Origin of the sequence: Mesorhizobium sp. BR1-1-3, from assembly GCF_020165455.1 — a bacterium.
In the GTDB taxonomy this organism is placed as follows: domain Bacteria; phylum Pseudomonadota; class Alphaproteobacteria; order Rhizobiales; family Rhizobiaceae; genus Mesorhizobium; species Mesorhizobium ciceri.
In genome coordinates, this window is the sequence record NZ_JAIUIC010000003.1 from 571,889 (window position 1) to 593,124 (window position 21,236).

General features: G+C 63.6%; 18 protein-coding genes. 10 read left to right on the forward strand and 8 right to left on the reverse strand.

What is annotated here, in order from left to right; genetic code table 11:
• Window positions 1-31: 31 nt before the first annotated feature.
• Entirely contained in the window at window positions 32-436 is a 405-nt protein-coding gene (locus LB559_RS10020; protein ID WP_013530216.1) for a VOC family protein, read from the reverse strand.
• A 102-nt stretch (window positions 437-538) separates the two neighbouring features.
• Here LB559_RS10020 and LB559_RS10025 point away from each other — a divergent pair, with 102 nt between their 5' ends.
• On the forward strand, window positions 539-1,171 hold the full coding sequence (locus tag LB559_RS10025) for a TetR/AcrR family transcriptional regulator (RefSeq protein ID WP_024504795.1): 633 nt from the start codon (window positions 539-541) through the stop codon (window positions 1,169-1,171).
• Window positions 1,172-1,335: 164 nt separating this feature from the next.
• A complete protein-coding gene (locus LB559_RS10030; protein WP_224673945.1) occupies window positions 1,336-2,730 on the forward strand; it encodes a multicopper oxidase family protein in 1,395 nt (464 codons plus the stop codon).
• A 33-nt stretch (window positions 2,731-2,763) separates the two neighbouring features.
• Here LB559_RS10030 and LB559_RS10035 read toward each other — a convergent pair whose 3' ends face one another.
• The 3 genes from LB559_RS10035 to LB559_RS10045 all read right to left on the reverse strand — a co-directional run bounded on the left by LB559_RS10035 (window position 2,764) and on the right by LB559_RS10045 (window position 5,059).
• Window positions 2,764-3,051 (reverse strand): PTS sugar transporter subunit IIB, encoded by a 288-nt coding sequence (locus LB559_RS10035; RefSeq protein ID WP_023809203.1) that lies wholly within the window; start codon window positions 3,049-3,051, stop codon window positions 2,764-2,766.
• Window positions 3,052-3,072: 21 nt separating this feature from the next.
• Window positions 3,073-3,534 carry a PTS sugar transporter subunit IIA gene (locus LB559_RS10040; RefSeq protein WP_127267974.1) on the reverse strand — a complete coding sequence of 154 codons (462 nt, stop codon included), beginning with the start codon at window positions 3,532-3,534 and terminating at the stop codon, window positions 3,073-3,075.
• A gap of 118 nt (window positions 3,535-3,652) precedes the next feature.
• Window positions 3,653-5,059 (reverse strand): PTS galactitol transporter subunit IIC, encoded by a 1,407-nt coding sequence (locus LB559_RS10045; RefSeq protein ID WP_013530221.1) that lies wholly within the window; start codon window positions 5,057-5,059, stop codon window positions 3,653-3,655.
• Between the two features lie 340 nt (window positions 5,060-5,399).
• Between LB559_RS10045 and LB559_RS10050 the strand changes: the two genes are divergently transcribed.
• Complete coding sequence (locus tag LB559_RS10050) at window positions 5,400-6,716, forward strand: NAD(P)H-dependent oxidoreductase (protein ID WP_064994587.1); 1,317 nt, start codon at window positions 5,400-5,402, stop codon at window positions 6,714-6,716.
• A 4-nt stretch (window positions 6,717-6,720) separates the two neighbouring features.
• Here the strand turns inward: LB559_RS10050 and proC are convergent, their stop codons facing one another.
• The 3 genes from proC to LB559_RS10065 are packed head-to-tail and all read right to left on the reverse strand — an operon-like array spanning window position 6,721 to window position 9,898.
• Window positions 6,721-7,536: a pyrroline-5-carboxylate reductase gene (gene proC, locus LB559_RS10055; protein ID WP_063172835.1), complete on the reverse strand. Its 816-nt coding sequence runs from the start codon at window positions 7,534-7,536 to the stop codon at window positions 6,721-6,723.
• Between the two features lie 60 nt (window positions 7,537-7,596).
• Entirely contained in the window at window positions 7,597-8,931 is a 1,335-nt protein-coding gene (locus tag LB559_RS10060) for an O-antigen ligase family protein (RefSeq protein ID WP_027162296.1), read from the reverse strand.
• Window positions 8,900-9,898 carry a glycosyltransferase family 2 protein gene (locus tag LB559_RS10065; protein ID WP_224673946.1) on the reverse strand — a complete coding sequence of 333 codons (999 nt, stop codon included), beginning with the start codon at window positions 9,896-9,898 and terminating at the stop codon, window positions 8,900-8,902. The genes LB559_RS10060 and LB559_RS10065 overlap by 32 nt, the downstream gene beginning before the upstream one ends.
• A gap of 172 nt (window positions 9,899-10,070) precedes the next feature.
• On the opposite strand from LB559_RS10065, the gene LB559_RS10070 reads away from it, so the two are divergent.
• Genes LB559_RS10070 through LB559_RS10080 form a run of 3 tightly spaced genes read left to right on the forward strand, consistent with a single transcriptional unit; the run spans window position 10,071 to window position 12,954 of the window.
• A complete protein-coding gene (locus LB559_RS10070) occupies window positions 10,071-11,243 on the forward strand; it encodes a glycosyltransferase family 4 protein (protein ID WP_224673947.1) in 1,173 nt (390 codons plus the stop codon).
• Window positions 11,240-12,034, forward strand: a complete 795-nt coding sequence (locus tag LB559_RS10075; protein ID WP_063170060.1) for a WecB/TagA/CpsF family glycosyltransferase — start codon at window positions 11,240-11,242, stop codon at window positions 12,032-12,034. Before LB559_RS10070 ends, LB559_RS10075 begins: the two co-directional genes overlap by 4 nt.
• Complete coding sequence (locus LB559_RS10080) at window positions 12,031-12,954, forward strand: DUF6492 family protein (RefSeq protein ID WP_224673948.1); 924 nt, start codon at window positions 12,031-12,033, stop codon at window positions 12,952-12,954. The genes LB559_RS10075 and LB559_RS10080 overlap by 4 nt, the downstream gene beginning before the upstream one ends.
• 80 nt (window positions 12,955-13,034) lie before the next feature.
• Here the strand turns inward: LB559_RS10080 and LB559_RS10085 are convergent, their stop codons facing one another.
• Entirely contained in the window at window positions 13,035-14,330 is a 1,296-nt protein-coding gene (locus LB559_RS10085) for a lipopolysaccharide biosynthesis protein (RefSeq protein WP_027162292.1), read from the reverse strand.
• 198 nt (window positions 14,331-14,528) lie between these two features.
• Between LB559_RS10085 and LB559_RS10090 the strand changes: the two genes are divergently transcribed.
• The 4 genes from LB559_RS10090 (at window position 14,529) to LB559_RS10105 (ending at window position 21,205) form a co-directional block, all read left to right on the forward strand.
• Entirely contained in the window at window positions 14,529-17,069 is a 2,541-nt protein-coding gene (locus LB559_RS10090; RefSeq protein ID WP_224673949.1) for a GumC family protein, read from the forward strand.
• A 180-nt stretch (window positions 17,070-17,249) separates the two neighbouring features.
• Complete coding sequence (folD, locus tag LB559_RS10095) at window positions 17,250-18,149, forward strand: bifunctional methylenetetrahydrofolate dehydrogenase/methenyltetrahydrofolate cyclohydrolase FolD (RefSeq protein WP_224673950.1); 900 nt, start codon at window positions 17,250-17,252, stop codon at window positions 18,147-18,149.
• A gap of 56 nt (window positions 18,150-18,205) precedes the next feature.
• Complete coding sequence (locus LB559_RS10100) at window positions 18,206-19,168, forward strand: GlxA family transcriptional regulator (RefSeq protein ID WP_013530232.1); 963 nt, start codon at window positions 18,206-18,208, stop codon at window positions 19,166-19,168.
• 372 nt (window positions 19,169-19,540) lie between these two features.
• Entirely contained in the window at window positions 19,541-21,205 is a 1,665-nt protein-coding gene (locus LB559_RS10105) for a vWA domain-containing protein (protein ID WP_224673951.1), read from the forward strand.
• Window positions 21,206-21,236 lie beyond the last annotated feature (31 nt).

Sequence of the window (21,236 nt, forward strand, 5' to 3'; positions counted from 1 at the left end):
TGTCATCCTGGCCCGCTTCGATTCCTGTGGGCTATTGCATGGCCGACGGGTTCATCCACAGCAGCTCCCAGACGTTGCCGTCCGGATCTTCGATGTGGCGGTTGAACATGAAACCGAGATCCTGCGCCGGGTTGGGATCGGCGCGACCGCCTGCCGCTACGCCCTTCTCGATTACGACATTGACCTCGTCCTTGCTGTCGACGGTGAGTGCGATCAACATCTGGCTGTCCCGCTTGGGGTCGCCGATCGGGCGCGCTGTGAACTGGCTGTAATGCTGGTGCGTCAGCAACATGACCCCGATCGAGTCTGAGAACATGATCGAGCTGGACTGGTCGCTCGAGAACTGCGGGTTCAGCGTGCCCCCGATCGCGAGATAGAACTTGGTCGCCGCCTGCAGATCGCGTACCGGTAGATTGAGGAAGATCATTTTGGTCATCGGTCTAAGCCTTGCTGCCGTTGATGGGTACTAGCCAGTCTAGTACTGTAACTATGGCTACCATGCGGGAACGGTACCGTCTAGTACCGGTTGAGAGGCGCTATGAAAATTGATGGTGAGACCAGGTCGGCTCGCAAGGATCGTGAAATCATTGAAGCGGCTACGGCCGCCTTCATCGCCAAGGGCTATGATGGAACCAGCATGGAAGAGATCGCCACCAAAGCAGGCGCATCCAAGCAGACTGTCTACAAGCATTTCACGGACAAGGAGACGCTTTTCGGCGAAGTCGTCGAGTCCACCGCCAGCCAGACCAACGATGTCGTCGAGTCCGTGACGATGCTGCTTTCCGAGGCGAAATTCATGGAGGGTGGGCTACAGCAGCTTGCCCGACGCATGACAACGACGCTGATGGACGAAGAGCTGCTGAAGCTGCGGCGTCTGATTATCGCCAACGCGGATCGGATGCCGCAGCTTGGCCGGAGCTGGTATGAAAAAGGTTTTGAACGCATGCTTGCCTCGGTGGCATCATGCTTTCAAAAGCTTACCAGTCGAGGCCTGTTGCAGACCAGCGATCCCCGTCTGGCGGCCAGCCATCTCTTCGGAATGCTTCTCTGGATCCCAATGAACGAAGCCATGTTCACCGGAAGCAACCCGCGTTCGAAGGCGGACCTCGAGCGGCACGCCGATGCTTCGGTCGAAGCATTCCTTGCCGCCTATGGGGCGCGGCCGAAATAGTCGCGCGCCGCTCCGCCAGCGATGCTTATTGTGGTCGATTGTCCGTCCACGCCAGCGTCTTTTGCTTAAGGCCGGTGGCGGAGTCGGTTTAGGCACAGGATGCTCGCTTACGATCCAAGGCTGCGATAAACCCAGGGCAGCCGTCTTTGCAGCTGGAGCGTCAAATGACCATACTCACCCGACGCCGGCTTTTGAAAACGGCAGCGATTGCCGGCGCAGGCGGGGTCGGGCTTTCGGCCATGGGCCGGCTTGGTGGCTGGGCCGCTGCCACGCCTGAGCCGGTGGTTTTGCAGACGGCAAAGATCCAGGCGAAGCTGATGGATATCGGCCAGACCAGGGATGTGCTGACCTATGGCAACGCCGGAATGCCGCCCGTGCTCAGAATGAAAAAAGGCCAGCCCTTCGCTGCACGCCTTGTCAACGCGATCGACGATCCGACGACGATCCACTGGCACGGTATTCGCGTTCCAAACAAGATGGACGGCGTGCCGTTCCTGGTCCAGCCCTACGTCTACACCGGCGATCATTTCGACTACGCCTTCACGCCGCCCGATGCCGGCACCTTCTGGTACCACCCGCATTGCAACACGCTGGAGCAGATGGGCCATGGCCTGACGGGCGTGATCGTGGTCGAAAACCCAAGCGATCCGAAATTCGATGCCGAAATCGTCCTCAATTTGCGTGACTGGCGCCTCGGCGACGACGGTCAGTTCATCGACCAGTTCCGGCCGCGCGATGCCGCAAGAACCGGCACCTACGGCACGGTGCGCACCGCAAACTGGCTCGACCAGCCGCAATATGACACGCCGGCCGGAGGGCTGGTGCGGCTCAGGGTCGCCATCACCGACGTGACGCGCATCTACGCTTTTCGCGTCGACGGTGCGGAGGCGAGTGTCATGGCGCTCGACGGCAATCCGGTGCCTGAGCGTTTTTCGCCCGATGCCTTGCTGCTTGGACCCGGCCAGCGCATGGAGCTGGCCATACGCATGCCCGACGAGGAAGGCGCGATCGTCAGCTTGAGGGACGTCAGAGGCACCAAGCCAAAAATCCTGGCAACCCTGCGCGCGACAGGAAACTCCCTCAAGCGGGACATTCGCGATCTTGCTCCACTGGAGCTCAATCCGGTGGCGGAAGTGGATCTCGCCAGTGCCAGGCATATTTCCCTGGCGCTCAGCGCCACGGCGGAAAACGTCCCGAGCGATGGCATCTGCGGTTCGCTTGGCTACAGTTTCTGGGCCATCAACAAGGTGCCGTGGCCCGGCGATACGCCGGATCCGACCGCGCCGCTGGCCGAATTGAAGCTTGGCCAAAGCTACGTCATCGACATGGAGAACCTGACGCCGCAATCCCATCCCATGCATCTGCACGGCATGAGCTTCAAGGTGCTGTCATCCTCGACGCGCCAGGTTCAGCCTGTCATTTCCGACACCTATCTCATCCAGCCCAACGAGAAGGTTCAGCTCGGTTTCGTCGCCGACAATCCCGGCGACTGGCTGCTGCACTGCCACATCATCGAGCACCAGAAATCGGGCATGACGAGCTACGTCAGGGTGGTGTGAAGCCGCGTCAGCCTGCGCGTGGCGTCTGGACCGTCACTTGCGCAATTGCGCCTCGATCTCGTCGAGCACTTTGTCCTTGCCGATGCCGGTGAGGAAGGCGAGGCCCTTGATGACCGGCTTGGTCACCGAAGCGGAGATCGGGGTGGTTGCGACGATGAAGTCGACATTGTCGGCCAGTCCGGGCACTTCGGTGGCCTTTGCCTGCTGGGCATTGAAGGTGAGGCCACGTTTCTTCATTTCCTCGGTGACGGCGACATTGACCGCGGTCGAGGTGGCGATGCCCGTGCCGCAGGCGAAGAGAATGGTTTTCTGTCTGGACATCTCTGCTTCTCTCCTTGGTTATCAGCCGAGTACGGCTCGCACGTCTTCGAGGGTTCTGGCCGACCTCAAATCATCCAAAGCTTGCGGGTTCTGGATGGTGGCCATGACGGCCTGCAGCGCCTCTATCTGCTTGTCCTTGTCGTTTATGGCAAGCAGGAAGACGAAGCCGACCGGCAGCATCTCGTCGGGATCCTCCATGTTGGCGAAGGTCACTGGTTGCTTCAATGTGCCCATCGCGATGCCAGGCTTCAGCACATGCTCCGGATCGGTGTGCGGCACCGCGACATTGTCGGAGCGTTCCAGCGGCAGTCCTGTCGGGATGGTCAATTCGCGGCGCACGACCGCGTCGGCATAGGAGCTTTTGACATAGCCAAGTCTCTCCAGCCGGCCCGCCAGGATGCGGATGATCTCCTCATTGGTCGAGGCATCGGATCCGAGCACGATCGCGTCGGGATCCAGAAGCTGCATGAGGCCGTCGGACATTCTTTGCTCCGTCGATGAAATCATGCGCCCCGAGGAGGGCGCACGATCGGGCTCCGTCGATGAAATCGGGCGCCCGAGGAGGGCGCACGATCGGTTTGAAGGGTGGACCCTATCAGGTTCAGGCCGTCTCTTCGGCCGGCTCGTCCTCGGCGCCCGCGGCCCGCTCCCAGCCGAGCGGATTGCGGCGGTAGAGGACAAACAATGCCGCGATGACCACCGCGATCACGATGATGCCGACAAGTCCAAGCCCCTGGATCGCCTCGATGACCACGTAAGGCACCCACAGGAAGCCGTCGACCACCGAGGTGATCTGCAGCGCATCCGCCGGCAGCTTGAAGCCCGATGCGACGGCAGCACTTGTGAACAGCGGCGCCAGCGCGTTGGCGACGTAGAAGCCGATGGCCAGCGTCACCGTGCCGATCACCACCATGCGGAACACGTTGCCTTTGACCAGCGGCGCGGTCATGGCGACGATGAAGGGAATGACCGCAAGGTCGGCGAACAGGATGACGCGGTTGCCCGGCAGGATGATGGACAGGATGATCGCGATCGGCACCAGGATCAGCGACGACGAGATCGCGGCCGGATGGCCGATCAGGATCGCGGAATCGAGGCCAACAAGAAGCTCGCGATCGCCCGTGCGCTTGCGCACGAATGCCTGGGCTGCGTCGGAAACCGGCAGCAGGCCTTCCATCAGGATCTTGACCATGCGCGGCAGCAGCAGCATCACCGCGGCCAGCGTCATGCCGGTGCCCAGAACCTTGGCCAGCACCACGCTGAGATCACCCGCATTGTAGAAGGCGATCGCACCAAGCACGAGGCCGATGATGAGGCCCATCACGACAGGTTCGCCGAACACGCCGAACCTGCGCTCGATCGTATCGGTGTTGATGTTGATGCGGTTGATCCCGGGAATGCGGTCCATGATCCAGTTGAGCACAATGGCGATCGGCAGGATCTGCGCCGAGGCGAGATGCGGCACGGAGATGCCGGGCACGCCGTAGAACTGCTGCACCGCGCGCGCCGACCAGTCGGCGAACAACAGCGAGAGTGCTGCGACAAGCGCTGCGACCGCGATGCCATAGGCCAGGTTGTCGGTTGCGGCGACGACCAGCGAGCCGACAAAGGCGAAGTGCCAGAAGTTCCAGACGTCGACATTGAGCGTGCGCGTCATGCGTGTCAGCAACAGCACGATGTTGACGAGGATGCCGACCGGAATGACCCAAAGGCCGACCGATGAGCCGAAGGCGATCGCGGCCGCGGAGGGCCAGCCGACATCGATGATGTCGCGATGGATGCCGGTGTTGGTGACGATGGCCTTGGCGACGTCGCCAATCGACGTGAACATGAGGCCAAGCACCAGATTGATGCCGATGAAGGCGACGCCGATGGTGACGGCGGCGCGAAAAGCCTTGCTGACCTTGGCGCCCAGAACCACGGCGATGACGAAAATGACAATTGGCAGCAGGATCGTCGGGCCAAGCGTATCGATGGCCCCTTTTAGGCCCGCGAGAACAGTATCCATTTTTCCTCCCCTGGAGCCGCGAGCCTTCGCTCGACGCCTCGCAATGATGCTCCATCCAGCCTTTGACGCCGTGGCGCAAAGACACTCCCCAACTTGCCGCAGAGGCGAATGCTTCCCGACTGTCGCGTCGGTGAACATTTGCCTTTGTTGACAAACGAATGTTTTATTGGGGTTGTCCGCTACAATGTCAATTGGTTGGGTTTCGGCGAATCGAGCCCCGGCGGACGTGCCTTCCGAGACGATTTCGTGGGAAATTGCCGGTCGCGACCGGGTTTCGTTGGCAAATAGAACCCATTCCCTGCTATCCGACCCCAAATCACGAAGCTGTGGACATTCCTGCATGACCAACGTCGCCCTGACCGGGCTTGCCCGTGATCTCGCCAAGCGTGCCGCCGAGAACCGCCCGGTGCGCATCGGTGTCATCGGCTCGGGCGAAATGGGCACCGATCTGGTCACGCAGGGCATGCTGATGCCGGGCATTTCGGTCTGCGCCGTCTCGACGCGCCGCCCGCACACCGCGCGCGACGCTATCCGCATCGCCTATGGCGACGAAGCCATGGCGGTCGAAGCCGACACCGCGTCGAAAGTCACCGGCGCCATCGAAAGTGGCAAGATCGCCATCACATCCAACGAGATGCTGGTCACCAATCCGCTGATCGACGTCGTCATCGACGCCACCGGCAAGCCGGGCGTCGCCGCCGATTTCGACCTCATGGCGATGGAGCACGGCAAGCATCTGGTGATGATGAACGTCGAGGCCGACGTCACCATCGGCTGCTATCTCAAGCAGCAGGCCGACCGGCTTGGCGTCGTCTATTCGGTGGGTGCGGGCGACGAGCCGTCGAGCTGCATGGAACTGATCGAGTTTGCGTCGGCGCTCGGGCTGACCATCGTGTCGGCCGGCAAGGGCAAGAACAACCCGCTCAACCACGATGCCGTACCGGACGACTATCGCGCCGAAGCGATCCGCCGCAACATGAACCCGCGCATGCTGGTCGAGTTCGTCGACGGCTCCAAGACCATGGTCGAGATGTGCGCCATCGCCAACGCCACCGGGCTGGTGCCGGACGTCCCCGGCATGCACGGCCCCAAGGCCGATCGCGACGACCTCGCCAAGGTGCTGATCCCGCGCGAGGATGGCGGTCTGCTCACGAAGAAAGGCGTCGTCGACTACACGGTCGGCAAGGGCGTCGCGCCCGGCGTCTTCGTCATCGTCGAGGCGACGCATCCGCGCATCATCGAGCGCATGGACGATCTACATATCGGGCACGGCCCCTATTACAGCCTGTTCCGGCCTTATCATCTGACATCGCTGGAAGTGCCGCTGACCGCAGCCCGCATCGTGCTTTTCGGCAAGCCCGACATGGTGCCGTTGCCGCGGCCCGTGGCCGAAGTCTGCGCCGTTGCCAAGCGCGACCTAGTCGCCGGCGAGACCTTCGATGCGATCGGCGAGACTTGTTACCGCTCCTGGACGATGACCGTCGGCGAAGCCCGCGCCCAGCGCGCCGTGCCGGTCGGCCTGCTCGAGGGCGGCAAGGTGCTGAAACCGGTCACGAAAGGCGAATTGCTGACGGCGGATAATGCGTCGCCCGACCAGACGACGAGGCTGTTCGCCTTGCGCCGGCTGCAGGATGAGATGCTGTACGGGACAAACTGAGGATTTATCTCCCCAGTTCGACCGACCGCAGCCGCGCAGCCTCCACCGCTTGCGTCAGCAGATTGGTCAGCCGGTCCTCGCCCATCAGAACGGCCAGCGCCGCGGCCGTCGTGCCGTTGGGGCTGGTGACCTGCCGGCGCAGCACGCCCGGTTCCTCGCCGCTTTCGGCGGCGAGCGAGGCGGCGCCATAGACGGTCTGCATGGCGAGCAGCTTGGCGGTCGCCGTCGGCAGACCGGCCTTCTCGGCGGCAACCGTCAGCGCTTCGATGAAATGGAAAATATAGGCCGGCCCCGATCCGGACACGGCGGTCACCGCATCCATCAGGCCCTCATCGTCGATGGTGGCCACTTCGCCGCTCGCCGACAAAAGGTCGGCGACGAAACGCTTGGTGTCATCGGACACGAGCTTGTTGGAGAACACCACCATCATGCCCTTGCCGATCGCCGCGGGCGTGTTGGGCATGCAGCGCACGATCGGCGCGCGGTTGCCGAGGATTTCCTCGAAGGTGGCGGCAGGCGTGCCGGCGGCGATGCTGACGAAGGTGGTGCGGCCGTCGCCGAAGCGCTTGTAGGCGGCCGTGACGTCGCGGATCACCTGCGGCTTCACCGCGATGACGACGAGATCGGGCAGGGCATCGGCCGGTATGCTACCGGCATCGGCTGATGTCGCGCAGCCCAGCGTTGCCGCGCGATTGCGCAGATCGGCATTGGGCTCGACCACGAAAACCGCCGACGGCGCGAGCTTGCCGGATTTCAGCCAGCCCGAGAGCATGGCGTAGCCCATATTGCCGCAGCCGGCGAGAACAAGCCTGATCGTCATCGAAAGCCCTCCAGAGGAAGGCCTTCACATAGACGCTGGCGCTTCCCTGGGGAAGCCCCATCAGGATCGCGAGCCGCGATCGGGATCGCGCACCGCGATTGGCCGCAGCGACACTTGCCTGAGGCCAAGCACGCCGAGCACGAAGAACAGCCAGACCGGGTCGCCGCGATGGAAGAAGAAGCTTTCGAGGAAAGCGTTAAGCGCCGTGAACAGCACCACCATCATGAAGAAGTCGCCGAGAAAGATGTTTTCCCTGCGCAACGGAATGCGCATGTAGTCGCGCAGCGGCGCGATGAGGAAGGTGTAGACCGCCACGCATAGTGCCGGAATGCCCATCAGCACGGCGATGTCGAGATAGCCGTCATGGCCGTGCACGATGGTTCTGATGTCCCACGGCCGGTCGAAGGGCTGGTCCTGGTTGAGCAAGAGCGGCGTGCCCCAGAAGCTTTCATAGCCGTAGCCGGTCCATGGCTTCTTCGCCAGCATGCTGCCGGCGAACTCCCACAGCGTCGTGCGGCCGGTATAGGTCATGCCGGGGAAATAGATCGCCGCCAGATGTTTTACAGGCGGCAGGAAGACGATGCCCAGCGTGCCGACCGCCGTGGCGATGATGGCCAGCGCAAACAGGATCGGCGTGCCGAGCCGCATGCCTATCAGGCTCGGGAACATGACGATCAGGATCGAGAACGGCACCAGGCCGGCTGTCGTCTTGGAGCCGGTGTGCAGCATGAAGATCATCGCCGCGAAGAAGATCCCGGCGCCCCAGTAGCGCTGCCCGCGCCGGTAGAGATAGAGGCCTGCGAAGCTGAGGCAGGCCATGACCGGCCCGGCAATGTTCTTGTGGGTGAACACGCCGCGCCACAGTCCGGCATGTTCGGGCTCCTGCGAGTCGGCTGTGTGCATCGCCTCGTGCGGAAACACGATGAGGCCGAGATAGGAAAGGCCCATGACCACGACGGCGGTGAAGATGATCACCTTCGAGAAGGCTTCGGCGTCGCGCGGCAGCACCAGGATCGTCGCCATCGTCAGGATGCCGATCAGCGTGAAGGAGGCGGCGCGCATGGCCGAAGGCGGATCGGTCGACAGGATCACCGAGAGGAAAAAGAAGCCCAGCATCAACACCCAGGATGGGCTCAGCAGCGAGCGCACCACGCGCGGATCGGCAAAGGCCATCAGCGAGAAGATCGACATGGCGCCGAGCGAACCGAAGCCAAGCTGGTTGACGATGTCGCCGCCTTGACCGGTGAGTTCGGCGCCGCCCGGCTGGAACGGCCGGAACGACACCATGATGACGGTGAACAGCAGCGCGGCAATGGCGGTGGCCACGCCTTCGCGCGTGAACGCGTCGCCGAGCGGCGCGCGCTCAGTTTTTCTCAGGCTGGCGGTACTGCTCATTGGCATATCCGAATTCGGCCAGCACGCGGCCCAGCGCCACATGGACGGGGTAGATGGCGATCGCCGGCGATCGGGTCCGCGCCAGCCGGATCATGCCGCGAAACGGCGAGGCGGCAAGCAGTGCCAGGCTCTTCAGCAACACTTTGGCGCCGGCCATTGGCGTGCCGGCGCGCTTCTTCTTTTCGACCAGTGTCGAGATGACGCCGTTGCGCAGGCTGCGGGCGCGGATCCAGTCGGCTTCGATACGCCGCGCCGGAACGGTTTCCAGCACCTTGGCCTCGGCGCACCAGCCCAGAACAAAGCCCCTTTGCGCCGACCGGCTGAGAAAGTCGGAATCGCCGCCGCCCATGAAGTTGAATCTGAGATCGAGAAAGGGCGGACCCATGGCGATCAGCACGTTGCGCCCGACCAGAAGATTGCCCGACGAATAGAGCGCCGGCACGCGTCCGGTTTCCCGATAGGGCGGCGCGAACACCGGATGCTCTGCCCATCGCGCATGGGCGGGGTCGGCAAACACGGGCACCTGCGGGCCGCCGACAATATCGGCGCCGAGCGTTTCGGCAGCCAGGCACATCCGTTCCAGCCACTGCGGATCGGCGATCTCGTCGTCGTCGATGACCAGCAGATGCCTGAAGTTCGGGAATTGCAGGATGGCCGTCTGCCAGCCGGCATTGTAGGCGCTGCAATTGCCGCGCTCGTGCGCGATGATCACCAGGCCCGGCATTTCGCCCCGCTCGAACAGCGGCAGCGCCGCCTTGGCGCCGGCCCGCGCCTCGGCTTCGTTCTCCATGACGATCACGGCAAAGCGTCTGCCGGTTTGCTGCGCGCGCAGCGACGCCAGCGTTTCCAGCACTTGCTCGGGACGCTTGAAGGTCGGCAAGGTGACGACGGCTTCGACGGCCTCGACGTCAAGCCGCGGCGTGCGTCCCGCGACCGTTACCGAACCGTCCGATGGCAAAGGGATCATCCGTGTCCAGCCACATGGTGAGTTGGGCTCTGGTAGCACCACGGTTGATAAGGTTTCGTTAATCACCTTGTACGGAGAAGCCCGCCAGGCAGCGGCTTTCGGCCGTCGAATGTGCAGGCTTAATCAAGGGTTCACCGCACTTTGCTACCGGCTACACCACTGGATAGGTAAGATGCATCTGCTGTTCGCCACATCGATCGTGCCCGACGGCGCTCTCGCCTCGGGCTACGAGATCGCCAACGCTGCGATCATCGCTGCCTTGCGGCGCGCTGGCGCGCGCGTCACCGTCATCGGCTTTACCTGGCCGGGAAAACCCGCGGACGACCCCGAAAACACCGTGGTGCTGGGTGCGATCGACGTGCGCACGGAAAATGCCTCCGCGCGGCAAAAGCTGGCCTGGGTCGGCAAGGCGCTGCTTTCGGGCCTCACCTTCGCGTCGGTCAAGCTGCGCGCCGTGTCCGACAGCGATGTTCTCGCTGCCATTGAGCGTGCCGGACCGTTTGACGGCTATGTCTTGAATTCCGTGCAGTTCGCCGGCGCCTTCGAGAAGCTGTTCGCTGAGCGGCCTTCGATCTTCGTTGCCCACAATGTCGAGCATCTTTCGGCGCGGGAGAATGCCGCTGCCGCCGACGGTCTCTTCCAGCGCCTGCTGTTTCGCCGCGAGGCGAGGCTGCTCAAGACCGTCGAAGAGCGTCTCTGCCGCCGGGCGCGCTTCGTCTTCACCCTGGCCGAGGAAGACCGCGCCGCGCTCGGTGTCGCCTCCGACAACCGCTCGGCGGTGCTGCCGCTGGTGACCGGTGCCCAGGCGCCAACCCTGAAAAGCCCGCGCCGCACCGATTGCGACGCCGCCCTGATCGGCACCTGGACCTGGCAGCCGAACCGCATCGGCCTCGACTGGTTCCTGGGCAAGGTCGTGCCGCATCTGCGGCCCGATTTCCGCATCCGCATTGCGGGCCACATGCCTTCGGGCGTCGCGTCGAAGCACCCGGGTGTCGAATTTGTCGGCCGCGTGCCCGACGCGCAAGCTTTCGTGCGCGGTGCTGCCGTCATCCCGCTGATCAGCACCGCCGGCAGCGGCGTCCAGTTGAAGACAATCGAAACCTTCGAGCTCGGCCTGCCTTCGGTCGCCACCAGCCGTTCGCTGCGCGGCATCGACCACCGTCCTTCCAATTGCGTCGTCACCGACGATCCCGTTGCCTTCGCCAGGGCGCTCGAGGCTGCAGCGGCCGACATCCGCGACGTTGACGGCAGCGCGTTCCGGGGCTCGCAGGTCAAGGCGCTCGATGCTGCCATCCGGCTCGGCCTCGAAAAGCTCGCCCCTCTCAGGCAGGAGGCGTTTGCATGAACATGCATTCCGCCCGCGCCGCGTTCGGGCTCGACACGCTGAAGACGATCCTTGGCATCCCGGTGGTTGCGGTCCGCTGGAACGATGCCATCGCCCTGCTGAACCGGCTGATTGCCGAGCGGCGCTTCACCAAGGTCAGTTTCCTCAACGCCCACAATGCCAACATCGCCTATACCGACCCGGTGTTCGCCGAAGCACTCGATGATTTCCTCATCCTGCCCGACGGCATCGGCATCGATCTGGCGGCGAGGCTCCTCTACGGGGCGCCGTTTCCCGACAATCTCAATGGTACCGATTTCGTCCCGGCCTTCCTGCAGGCCTCGACGACGCCGCTGACCGTCGGGCTGCTCGGCGCGACGCGCGTCAACGCAGAAGCGGCGTCGGTCAAGCTGGCGGCACTGGCCGTGCAGCACCGGTTCGTGGTGATCCATGACGGCTATTTCCCCCCTTCGCAGGAGCAGGAAATCGTCGACCGGATTGCCGCGCTTCGGCCCGACGTGCTGCTCGTGGCCATGGGCGTGCCGCGCCAGGAATTGTGGATCGAACGCCATATCGACGCGCGCCATTGCACGCTGCCGATCGCCGTCGGCGCGTTGCTTGATTTCCTGAGCGGCGCGGTGCCCCGCGCGCCCTTGTGGATGCGCCGGCTGCGGCTCGAATGGCTGTTCCGGTTGGCTGTCGAGCCGGGCCGCCTGTGGCGCCGCTATGTGGTCGGCAACCCGCTGTTCCTGCTGCGCGTCGTCAGGCAGAAATTCTCGCTTGCGCCCGAAGCCGCGGGAGATACCAAATGAACAGCAGGTTCGTGCCAGGTGCCGCTGTCGAGCCAAGCCCGCTTCGGCAGACACCGACGGCGGCCATCGTGACGGCAAGCTATGCGCCCGATTTCGAGCGCTGTCGCCTGCTGTGCGAGACACTTGATCGCCACGTTTCCGGCGCGGCGCACCATTACATCCTGGTCGAGCATCGCGATGTCAGTCTGTTTCGCCAATTGGAAACCGGCCGCCGCACGGTCGTCGACGAGCGGGAATTGCTGCCGCGCTGGCTGCACGCCTTCGACGACCCGTTCAGCCTGTTTCGCCGGCGCGTCTGGCTCAGCCTGAAGACCCAGCCGCTGCGCGGCTGGCATGTGCAGCAGTTGCGCCGCATCGCCATCTCGGCGCATGCATCTCAAGACGTGCTCATCTTCTGTGATTCCGATGTTGCCTTCCTGAAACCTTTTGACTGCGGCGCCTTCTGGCGCGACGGCAAGGTGCGCCTGTTCCGCCGCGACGGTGTGCTGGCGGACGAAGGTCATGAGGAGCATCGCATCTGGTCGCGCAACGCCGGCTCGGCACTCGGCATCGACCCGTCCCGGACGTCGAACCATGACTACATCTCGACGCTGATCGCCTGGCGGCGCGACACCGTGCTGGCCATGTGCGGTGCGATCGAAAGGGTCCATGGTCGCAACTGGGTCGAGGTCGTCGGCTCGGCGCGCAAATTCTCCGAATGCATGATCTACGGCCGCTATGTCGACGATCTGCTGGACGGAGCCGGCCACTTCCACGGTTCCGAAGAGTTCTGCCGCGTGCACTGGACCGGCGAAGCGCTTTCGGATGACGAGTTCCGCCGCTTCGTTGCCGCCATGGCGCCGGAGCAGGTGGCGATCGGCATGCAATCCTTCATCGGCACCGATATCGGCCGCATCCGCCGTCTGATTGGGTTGGATTAGATCATCCCGAAAAGCGGAAACCGGTTTTCTCGGACAAACGATTTCCGTTTGTCCAGAAGTCATGCACAAATGAGAAAGCCCTAGACGGGCTTTGCCGGCTTGCGCATCGCCGAATAGGTGAGCAGCGTCGAGGCGAGATACAGAAGCAGGAAGACGACATTGAGCGACAGCACCAGCTTCGGCGTGTCGAGGATGGTCGTCAGCACATAAGTCAGCAACAGCGCCTTCAATCCGGCGAGCAGGCCGAGATTGAGCGCCCGCACCAGCGTTTGGCCGCGTGCGAACAAAAGCTCGGCCTGGTATTCGACCAGATTGCGCAATCCCGGCACGCAGATTGCCAGCACCACCAGCGGGGCGGCCTCGGCGACATTCTTGCCGAGCGCATTGGGGAAGAAATGCAGCACGATGCCGAGCGTCAAGAGCGCCAGCGTCGACACCGCGAAAACGCCGCCTTCGATGCCGCTCTTGACCGCCAGCCGTGACAACAGTTCCGGCGCGCGCATCATGCGCTGCACAAGCATCATCGAGAAGGTGCGGATCGGAATGGCCGTCAGGTCGACCAGCCGCATGATGATGGCGTAGATGCCGGCCAGATGCGGGCCGCCGATCGCCAGCACCAGCAGCTTGTCGAACTCCATCTGCAGGTAGAACAGCACTTCGGCGCCGGCCACATAGATGGAATCGGCCAATCGCCTGAGATAAAGCTCGACGCGCAGCCGCAGCCTCTGGCGCGGGTAGAAGAAGCCGAAGGCAATCAGCAGCGAGGCGGCATTGGCGCCGATATAGAACCAGGACCATATCCAGACGCTGTGTTGCGCTGAGAACATGAACAGCACCGCGCCGAGCGCCCGCAGCGCGGTCGCCAGAATGGCCAGCAGCGCGGCACGGCCGAACTTGCCCAGGCCGTTGTTGACGATCAGCGCCACCTCGACCGGCCGCCACAACAGCGCCTCGGCAAAGACGATTGCGGCAAACACCGACAGCGGCACGGTGTCGGCGAAGAAAAGCAGATAGACGCCGAACGAGGCCACGGCCAGCAGCGGCAGCGACAGCACGCCGAGCAGCAGGAAGCCGGCGGAAAAGGTGCCGATCAGATTGGGGCGGATGGTGGCGGTGCGGTAAAGCGCCGAGATGAACCCAAAGGCGAGGATGCGCGACAGCATGACGCCGGCCGCCGACGCGGTGGCGAACATGCCGAATTCGGATATCGACAGCGTGTTGGCCAGCGCGATGAAATAGGCCAGCGAAAACACCAGTCGCCCACCGGCACCGCTGATCGCTGAGAAATAGTCGCGAAGCAGCCCCCGTCGTTCGGCCAAAAAGCTGCCGATCCGGGCGAGGGGCCGCCTTTGCGGTATGTCACTGGCCTGCGTCATGTCTCAAGGAGAGCCTAGGCCGGAAAACTTAACGTGCCGTTCTGGCGGCTGGGCTTGTGTCGAAAATAGATGCAACCGAAACGAGAAACCGACGCTTCGGCGCGGGAAAATTAACCTTTTGTTTTCCATGCCTGTTTAGCGTGGCTTAACGAATGGCCAATCTCCGTTCGCAGGTCGCCAAGGGTAAAGTTCCAGACGATGGTCGACAGGGAAAACCGCGAAGACTGGAAGCGCGAGCGCTCGTTGCTGGCGCTGGGCCAGGCTGTGCGTGGCGACGAACCCGACGCGTCGCTGGTCTCGATCGGCGACCGGGCAGACCCGTCATGGCGCGAGGATGCCGCCACGCGTCATCGTCTCGCCCGCTCGCAGCGCGAGGCGCGCAACCCGAAACTGTCGGATCCGGTCGCGGCCGACGGGGATCGTGAGCAAGCGTACCGCGCGCAAACCACGCCGCGGACACAGCCTGGTGCCGCCGAAACCGCTGGCGCTCGTCGCGCCGATCATACATCGGAACCTTACACTGCAGGCGACGCGTCGTTATCCCGAAACGACGGCATGGACAGCCAGCAGTGGAAGCCGCTGATCGATCCGATGCAGGTGGTGCGCGGTGTCGGCAAGTCGAAGCTGCTGATCGTGACGACGACACTGCTGGGCGCCGCGCTCGGCATCACCATCGCGCTGTCGACGCCGAAGAAATATGAGGCCACCACCGAACTGATCGTCGACCCGCGCGACCTGAAGCTCACCGACCGCGATCTCACCCAGTCGGTCGTCGCTTCCGACGCCACGCTGGCCATCGTCGAGAACCAGGTTCGGGTGCTGACATCAGGCACTGTTCTCAACAAGGTCGTCGACAAGCTCAATCTGGTCAACGACCCGGAATTCAATGGGCAAGGCGGCGGCGGCCTCAGTGTCATGTCGCTCATTCGCTCCATCCTGTCCCGCAATGATGGGCCGGGGGGTGTCGACGACAGCCGTCGCCGCGCGCTTGCTGTCGGCAATCTGGCCGAGAGCCTTTCGGTCGAGCGCGGCGGCAAGACCTTCGTCATCACCGTCAGCGCCACCACGCAGAATGGCGAAAAATCGGCCCTCATCGCCAACACGATGACGGATGTCTTCCTGCAGACTTTCGGCCAGATACAGTCGGACACCGCAGGCCGCGCCACCGACGAACTGACGGCCAGGCTTGACGAGTTGCGCAAGGGCGTCGAGGCAGCCGAGCGCAAGGTCGAGGATTTCAGGGCCACGCACGATCTCGTCGACGCGCAGGGCCATCTCATCAGCGACGACGAGATGCTGAAACTCAACGAGCAGCTGTCGGTCGCCCGCGCCCGGACCCTGGAACTCAACGCCCGGGCGGCCTCGGCGCGTTCGGTCGACGTCAATTCGGTTCTCACCGGCACCTTGCCGGAGGAGATCAACTCCAACACGATGAGCGATCTGCGTTCGCAATATGCGTCGCTCAAGCAGGAAGCTGACCGCGCCGCCATCCGGCTCGGCCCGCGTCACCCCGAACTCCAGGCGATCAATGCCCAGATTGCCGGCGCACGCGACCGCATCGCCTCTGAGCTGCGCCGCATCGGCTCGTCGCTGCAGGTCGACCTCAAGCGCGCCGTCCAGCTCGAACAGGATCTTGCCTCTCGCCTGGCGCAGCTGAAGGTCCGCAGCGGCGACGTCAACAGCGCCCTCGTGTCGATGCGCGAACTGGAGCGCGAGGCGACCGCCAAGCGTTCCGTCTACGAACAGTACCTGCTGCGCGCCAAGGAGACCGGCGAGCAGAAGGACATCAACACCGCCAACATCAATGTGATCTCGAAGGCCTTCGCGCCGCTTGAGCCGAACGGGCCGTCGCGGGTCGTGGTCGCGCTTGCCGGCCTGTTGCTGGGTTTCGCCTCCGGCATTGGCCTCGGAGCCATGCGTGGCGCCTATGAGAGCCTGCGTGACACCGCCAATTCGCGCTCGCGTCGCGACCATGGCATGGACGAACGCCGGACGCCTTACGAAGACAAGGCATATCGGGCAGCGCCGCCGCCGGCGCCGCCATTACCACCAGCGCCGCAGCCATCGACACCCCCGCCTGCATCACCACCGCCGGCCGTGCCACCGCCTGTCCAGCAAGCCCAGGCCTCGCCGGCAGAAAGTCCCGGCCGGATCGGTGCCTTGCTGTCGAGGCTGCACAAGTCCGTCTCCCGCAGGCCATCCCGGGAGGAGCCGTTCGATACCGTCGAATGGGCCTCTGCCGAAAACGGGGAGCCAACGCAGGATCCGCAATACCGCGCCTATCCCCGGCCGGCGCCGGCCTTCGAGCCCCGGCAGGCGGCCGCGACAGCATACCCGGCACCACCTTTCCAGCCCGGCGGCCATCCGCAGCAGACGGCGCAGCCGCCACTGCCGCCTCCCATGATGACGCAGCGGCCATATTCCGGGCCGCAGCTCTATCCCTACGCGCAGCCATTGGGCTACGCGCAGCAGCCGGGCTATCCCTATCCGCAATCGATGCCGGCCGCCAATGCCGGGCAGCAGCCCGATCCGGCTCAGCCCGCTTCCGAGTCCTATCCACAGCCGCCCGTCGCGCAGCAGCAGGCGCCTCAGCCTCATCAGCGATCGGCGGAGCCGTCGCGGGCCGTGGAGGATGCCGAGCAGCAAGCGCCAATCGAGGAAATCCGCGCCAGCCTGCGCGAATTCCGCGAAGCGGTTCGCGAACTGACCGAGAGCCGCACGCGCCGCCGCTACTTCTGAGCCACAAAAATCTGCGCGGTGCCGTACAAAAACATGCCGGTTTCGCGTAAACGGCATGGGACGGCGCTTTGGCGGGATTGCATGTTGGATTTTTCGTGAAGATGCCACGCTGTGAAAGATCGAAAAGCGCGTCGCTTCCGGAAGCGACGCGCTTGGGCATTCTGGTGTTGAGGGTGGTCCATGGCTGAAGTGATTGATGGCAAGAGCGTTGCCGGGGACGTTGTGGGGACGGTCAAGACCCTGACGGCTGAACTTGTCGCCAAGGGCAAGGCCAAGCCCGGTCTTGCCGTGGTCATCGTCGGCGAGGATCCGGCCAGCCAGGTCTATGTCGCGTCCAAGTCGCGCACCGCCAAGGAATGCGGCTTTCATTCCGTCCAGCATACGCTGCCGGCCGAAACCTCCGAAGAGGCATTGCTGAAGACCATCGGCGACCTCAACGCCGATCCGGCCATCAATGGCATCCTCGTGCAGCTTCCTCTGCCGGCCCACATTGACGCCGGCAAGATCATCCAGACCATAGCGCCGGAAAAGGATGTCGACGGCTTCCACTTCATCAATGTCGGCAAGCTCGGCACCGGTGAACTCGAGACAGCGTTCGTGCCTTGCACGCCGGCCGGCTCGATGCTTCTGATCGAGCGGGTGCGCGGCAAGGACCTGTCCGGCCTCAACGCCGTCGTCGTCGGCCGCTCCAATATCGTCGGCAAGCCGATGGCCAACCTGCTGCTTGCAGCCAACTGCACCGTCACCATCGCCCACAGCCGCACCAGGGACCTGCCGGCCTTGGCCCGCACCGCCGATATCCTTGTCGCGGCCGTCGGCAGGCCGGAGATGATCAGGGGTGATTGGGTGAAGCCAGGCGCCACCGTCATCGATGTCGGCATCAACCGCATCCCGGCGCCGGAAAAGGGCGAGGGCAAGTCCCGCCTCGTCGGCGATGTCGCCTATGCCGAAGCGGCCAGGGCCGCCAGCGCCATCACACCGGTGCCCGGCGGTGTCGGCCCCATGACCATTGCCATGCTGATGGCCAATACGTTAGCCTCCGCCTACCTTGCGGCCGGATTGAAACGGCCGTCCTTCTGACCCGCCAGAAAGCTGCAGCTTTGCCGAACCCCAGTGTTCCCTCAGAACGGCCGGTCATGACTGACCCCGTTCAAGGCGGCCGGCAGTTCGCATTCCTGCTGGTAGACAAGTTCTCCATGTTCTCGCTGGCTGCCGCGATCGATACGTTCCGGTCGGCGAACCGGTTGCTTGGCCGCGACTTCTACGGTTGGACCACGGTGTCGGCCGATGGCGATCCGGTGATGGCTTCCAATGGCCTGCCGCTCAAGATCGACTACGCCGTTGCCGACCTGCCGCCGGTCGATATCCTTTTCGTCTCGGTCGGGCTGACGACCGAATTCCCCGGCAAGAGCAAGGTGCTGGCGGCTTTGCGAAGCTGGGGCCGGCGCGGCAATGCGCTGGGTGCCCTGTCGGTCGGGTCCTACCTGCTGGCCGAGGCCGGCCAGCTCGAAGGCTATCGCTGCACCATCCATTGGGAAAACCGTGCCGGCTTCGTCGAGCGATTCCCCGACATCAACTGCACCGGCAACGTCTTCGAGATCGATCGCAAGCGCTACACCTGTGCCGGCGGCACCACTTCGATCGACCTGATGCTGGAGATCGTGCGCGGCGATTTCGGCTCGAACCTGGCCAATGGCGTCGCCAACCAGTTCCAGCACGAACGCATCCGCTCGGCCGGCGACCGTCAGCGCGTCGGACCCGAACGCGACCTGACCGGCAAGTCGGAGAAGCTCAGGCGCATCGTCGAACTGATGGCCGACCACCTCGACGAGCCGCTTTCGGCGGTACAGCTGGCCAAATCCGCCGGCCTTTCGGTGCGCCAGGTCGAGCGCCTGTTCCTGCGCCATCTCAGCGTCACGCCCGGCCGTTACTATATGCGATTGCGGCTGGAGCGGGCGCGCGAACTGCTGCGCCAGACCAACATGCCGATCCTCGACGTGGCGATCGCGACGGGCTTCACCTCGCATTCCTACTTCGCCCAGAGCTACCGGCTGCAATTCGGCAGGCCGCCTTCGGAAGAACGCCGCACGACTTACTGAACTTCGCTTCCGTTGAAAAGTTGGCATTCGGCCCCGGCGCATCGGGCCAGGGCAGCGAATTGGGGTTACGGGTTCTTTCGGAGCCTTCGCCGCGCGTAGGCTGACGGGTGCATCAAACGAAAAACCCGCCTATTGCGGCGGGTCACCGGCGCAAATCAGCACCATAGCCAAATATGTACCTTAGCTGAGGTCATGGTGTCAAGAAAAAATTCCTATTACCGGGGAAAAGGGTGCCGACACCGCCGAACTGGCTGTCGTCAGGACTTTTGTTAAGCTGGGTCCGCAGCCCTGCGCACCGGCGCCCGGACTTGTGTCCCGGCGCCGCGTCAAATAGCTTGCCGCCCGGATCAGGGGCGGATTTAGGAGATTTCGATGGCGGGACTTGCACGGGGCGTCGCTGCGGCGATCCTCCTTTTGTCGATGACGACGTTCGGCTTCGCCGCAAACAAGGTCATCGTCATTCTCGATGCCTCCGGCTCGATGTGGGCGCAGATCGACGGCAAGCCCAAGCTCGAAATCGCCCGCGAGTCGCTTCGAACCGTGCTTCAATCGGTCCCCATCGACGACGAGATCGGCTTCATGGCCTATGGCCACCGTGAAAAGGGCAGCTGCGACGACATCCAGCTGATCGTGCCGCCGCAGGCAGGTTCGGGCAGCGCCATTTCGGCCGCCGCCGACAGCCTGAAATTCCTCGGCAAGACGCCGCTGACGGCGGCGGTCAAACAGGCGGCCGAGGCGCTGAAATACACCGAGGACAAGGCGACCGTCGTGCTCATCACCGACGGGCTCGAAACATGCGGCGGCGACCCCTGCGCGCTTGGCAAGGAGCTCGAGGCATCCGGCGTCGACTTCACCGCCGATGTCGTCGGCTTCGGCCTGACCGCCGACGAGGGCAAGCAGATCGCCTGCCTCGCCGACAACACCGGCGGCAAATACATCCAGGCCTCCGACGAGAAGGCGCTGCAGGAGGCGCTTGCCGAGACCGTGGCAGCACCAGCGCCGGCTCCTGAACCGGCTCCGGCACCTGCGCCGGCACCCGCGCCCGAGCCGGCCAAACCGGACTTCAATTTCCAGCCGATAGCGGTGCTTGCCGAGGGCGGCGATCCCGTCACTGACGGCAACGCCTGGGAGATCTACAAGGCGAAACCCGACGGTACGCGCGGCGACTACGTCAGCACCGAATACGGCGCCTACAAGGCCAATCTGGAACCGGGCGACTATATCGTCGTGGCCAGCGACGGCCAGGCCAAGACCGAGCAGAAAGTCAAGATCGAGGCGGGCCAAGTCTACGAGCCTCTCTTCAACTTGAATGCCGGCACGCTCATCATCCATCCGCGACCGAGCGAGGGGGCAGATGTCGTCGATGGCGCGGCTATCGTCATCGATTATCCGGGTGCTGACATGCCCGCCACCTTCTATGGGACCACGAAAGCCGTGTTGCCGGCCGGCGACGAGAAAGTGACGGTCACGATCGGGCAGGGCGTGGCTACCGAAACGATTCCGCTGGCTGCCGGCAAGACCGTGGAAAAGGACATGATTGTCGGTGTCGGCCATGTCGTTGCCAATGCTTATTATGCTGCCGGCGGCGACAAGGCGGACGGTTCAGGCATCGGCTTCAAGGTGCTCAAGGCAAAAAAGAAGATCGATGGAACCAGGGACGAGGTGACCTATGCCTACGGACCCGACAGCAAATTCGATCTGCCGGCCGATGACTATGTCTTGATTGCGACGGTTGATCTCGCCGTTGTCGAGCAGCCGTTCACCGTCAAGGTCGGCGAATTTCAGGATCTGAAAATCGCAATGAATGCCGGCGTGCTGGCGATCACCGCGCCGGGAGCCTCGAAGATCGAGATTTTCGAGGCCAAAAAGGACATCAACGGCAACCGCAAGTCGCTTGGCTATGCATTCGACCAGAAGTACCAGGCAGCGATCCCGGCGGGCGACTATGCCGTCGTCTCGGAGAAATCCGACAACAGTTCGAAAGAAGGCAACGTGACGGTCAAGGCCGGCGAGCGAGCCGAGCTAACCGTGCAATAGAATCGTATGCACAACCGCAAGAGGGCGGCCA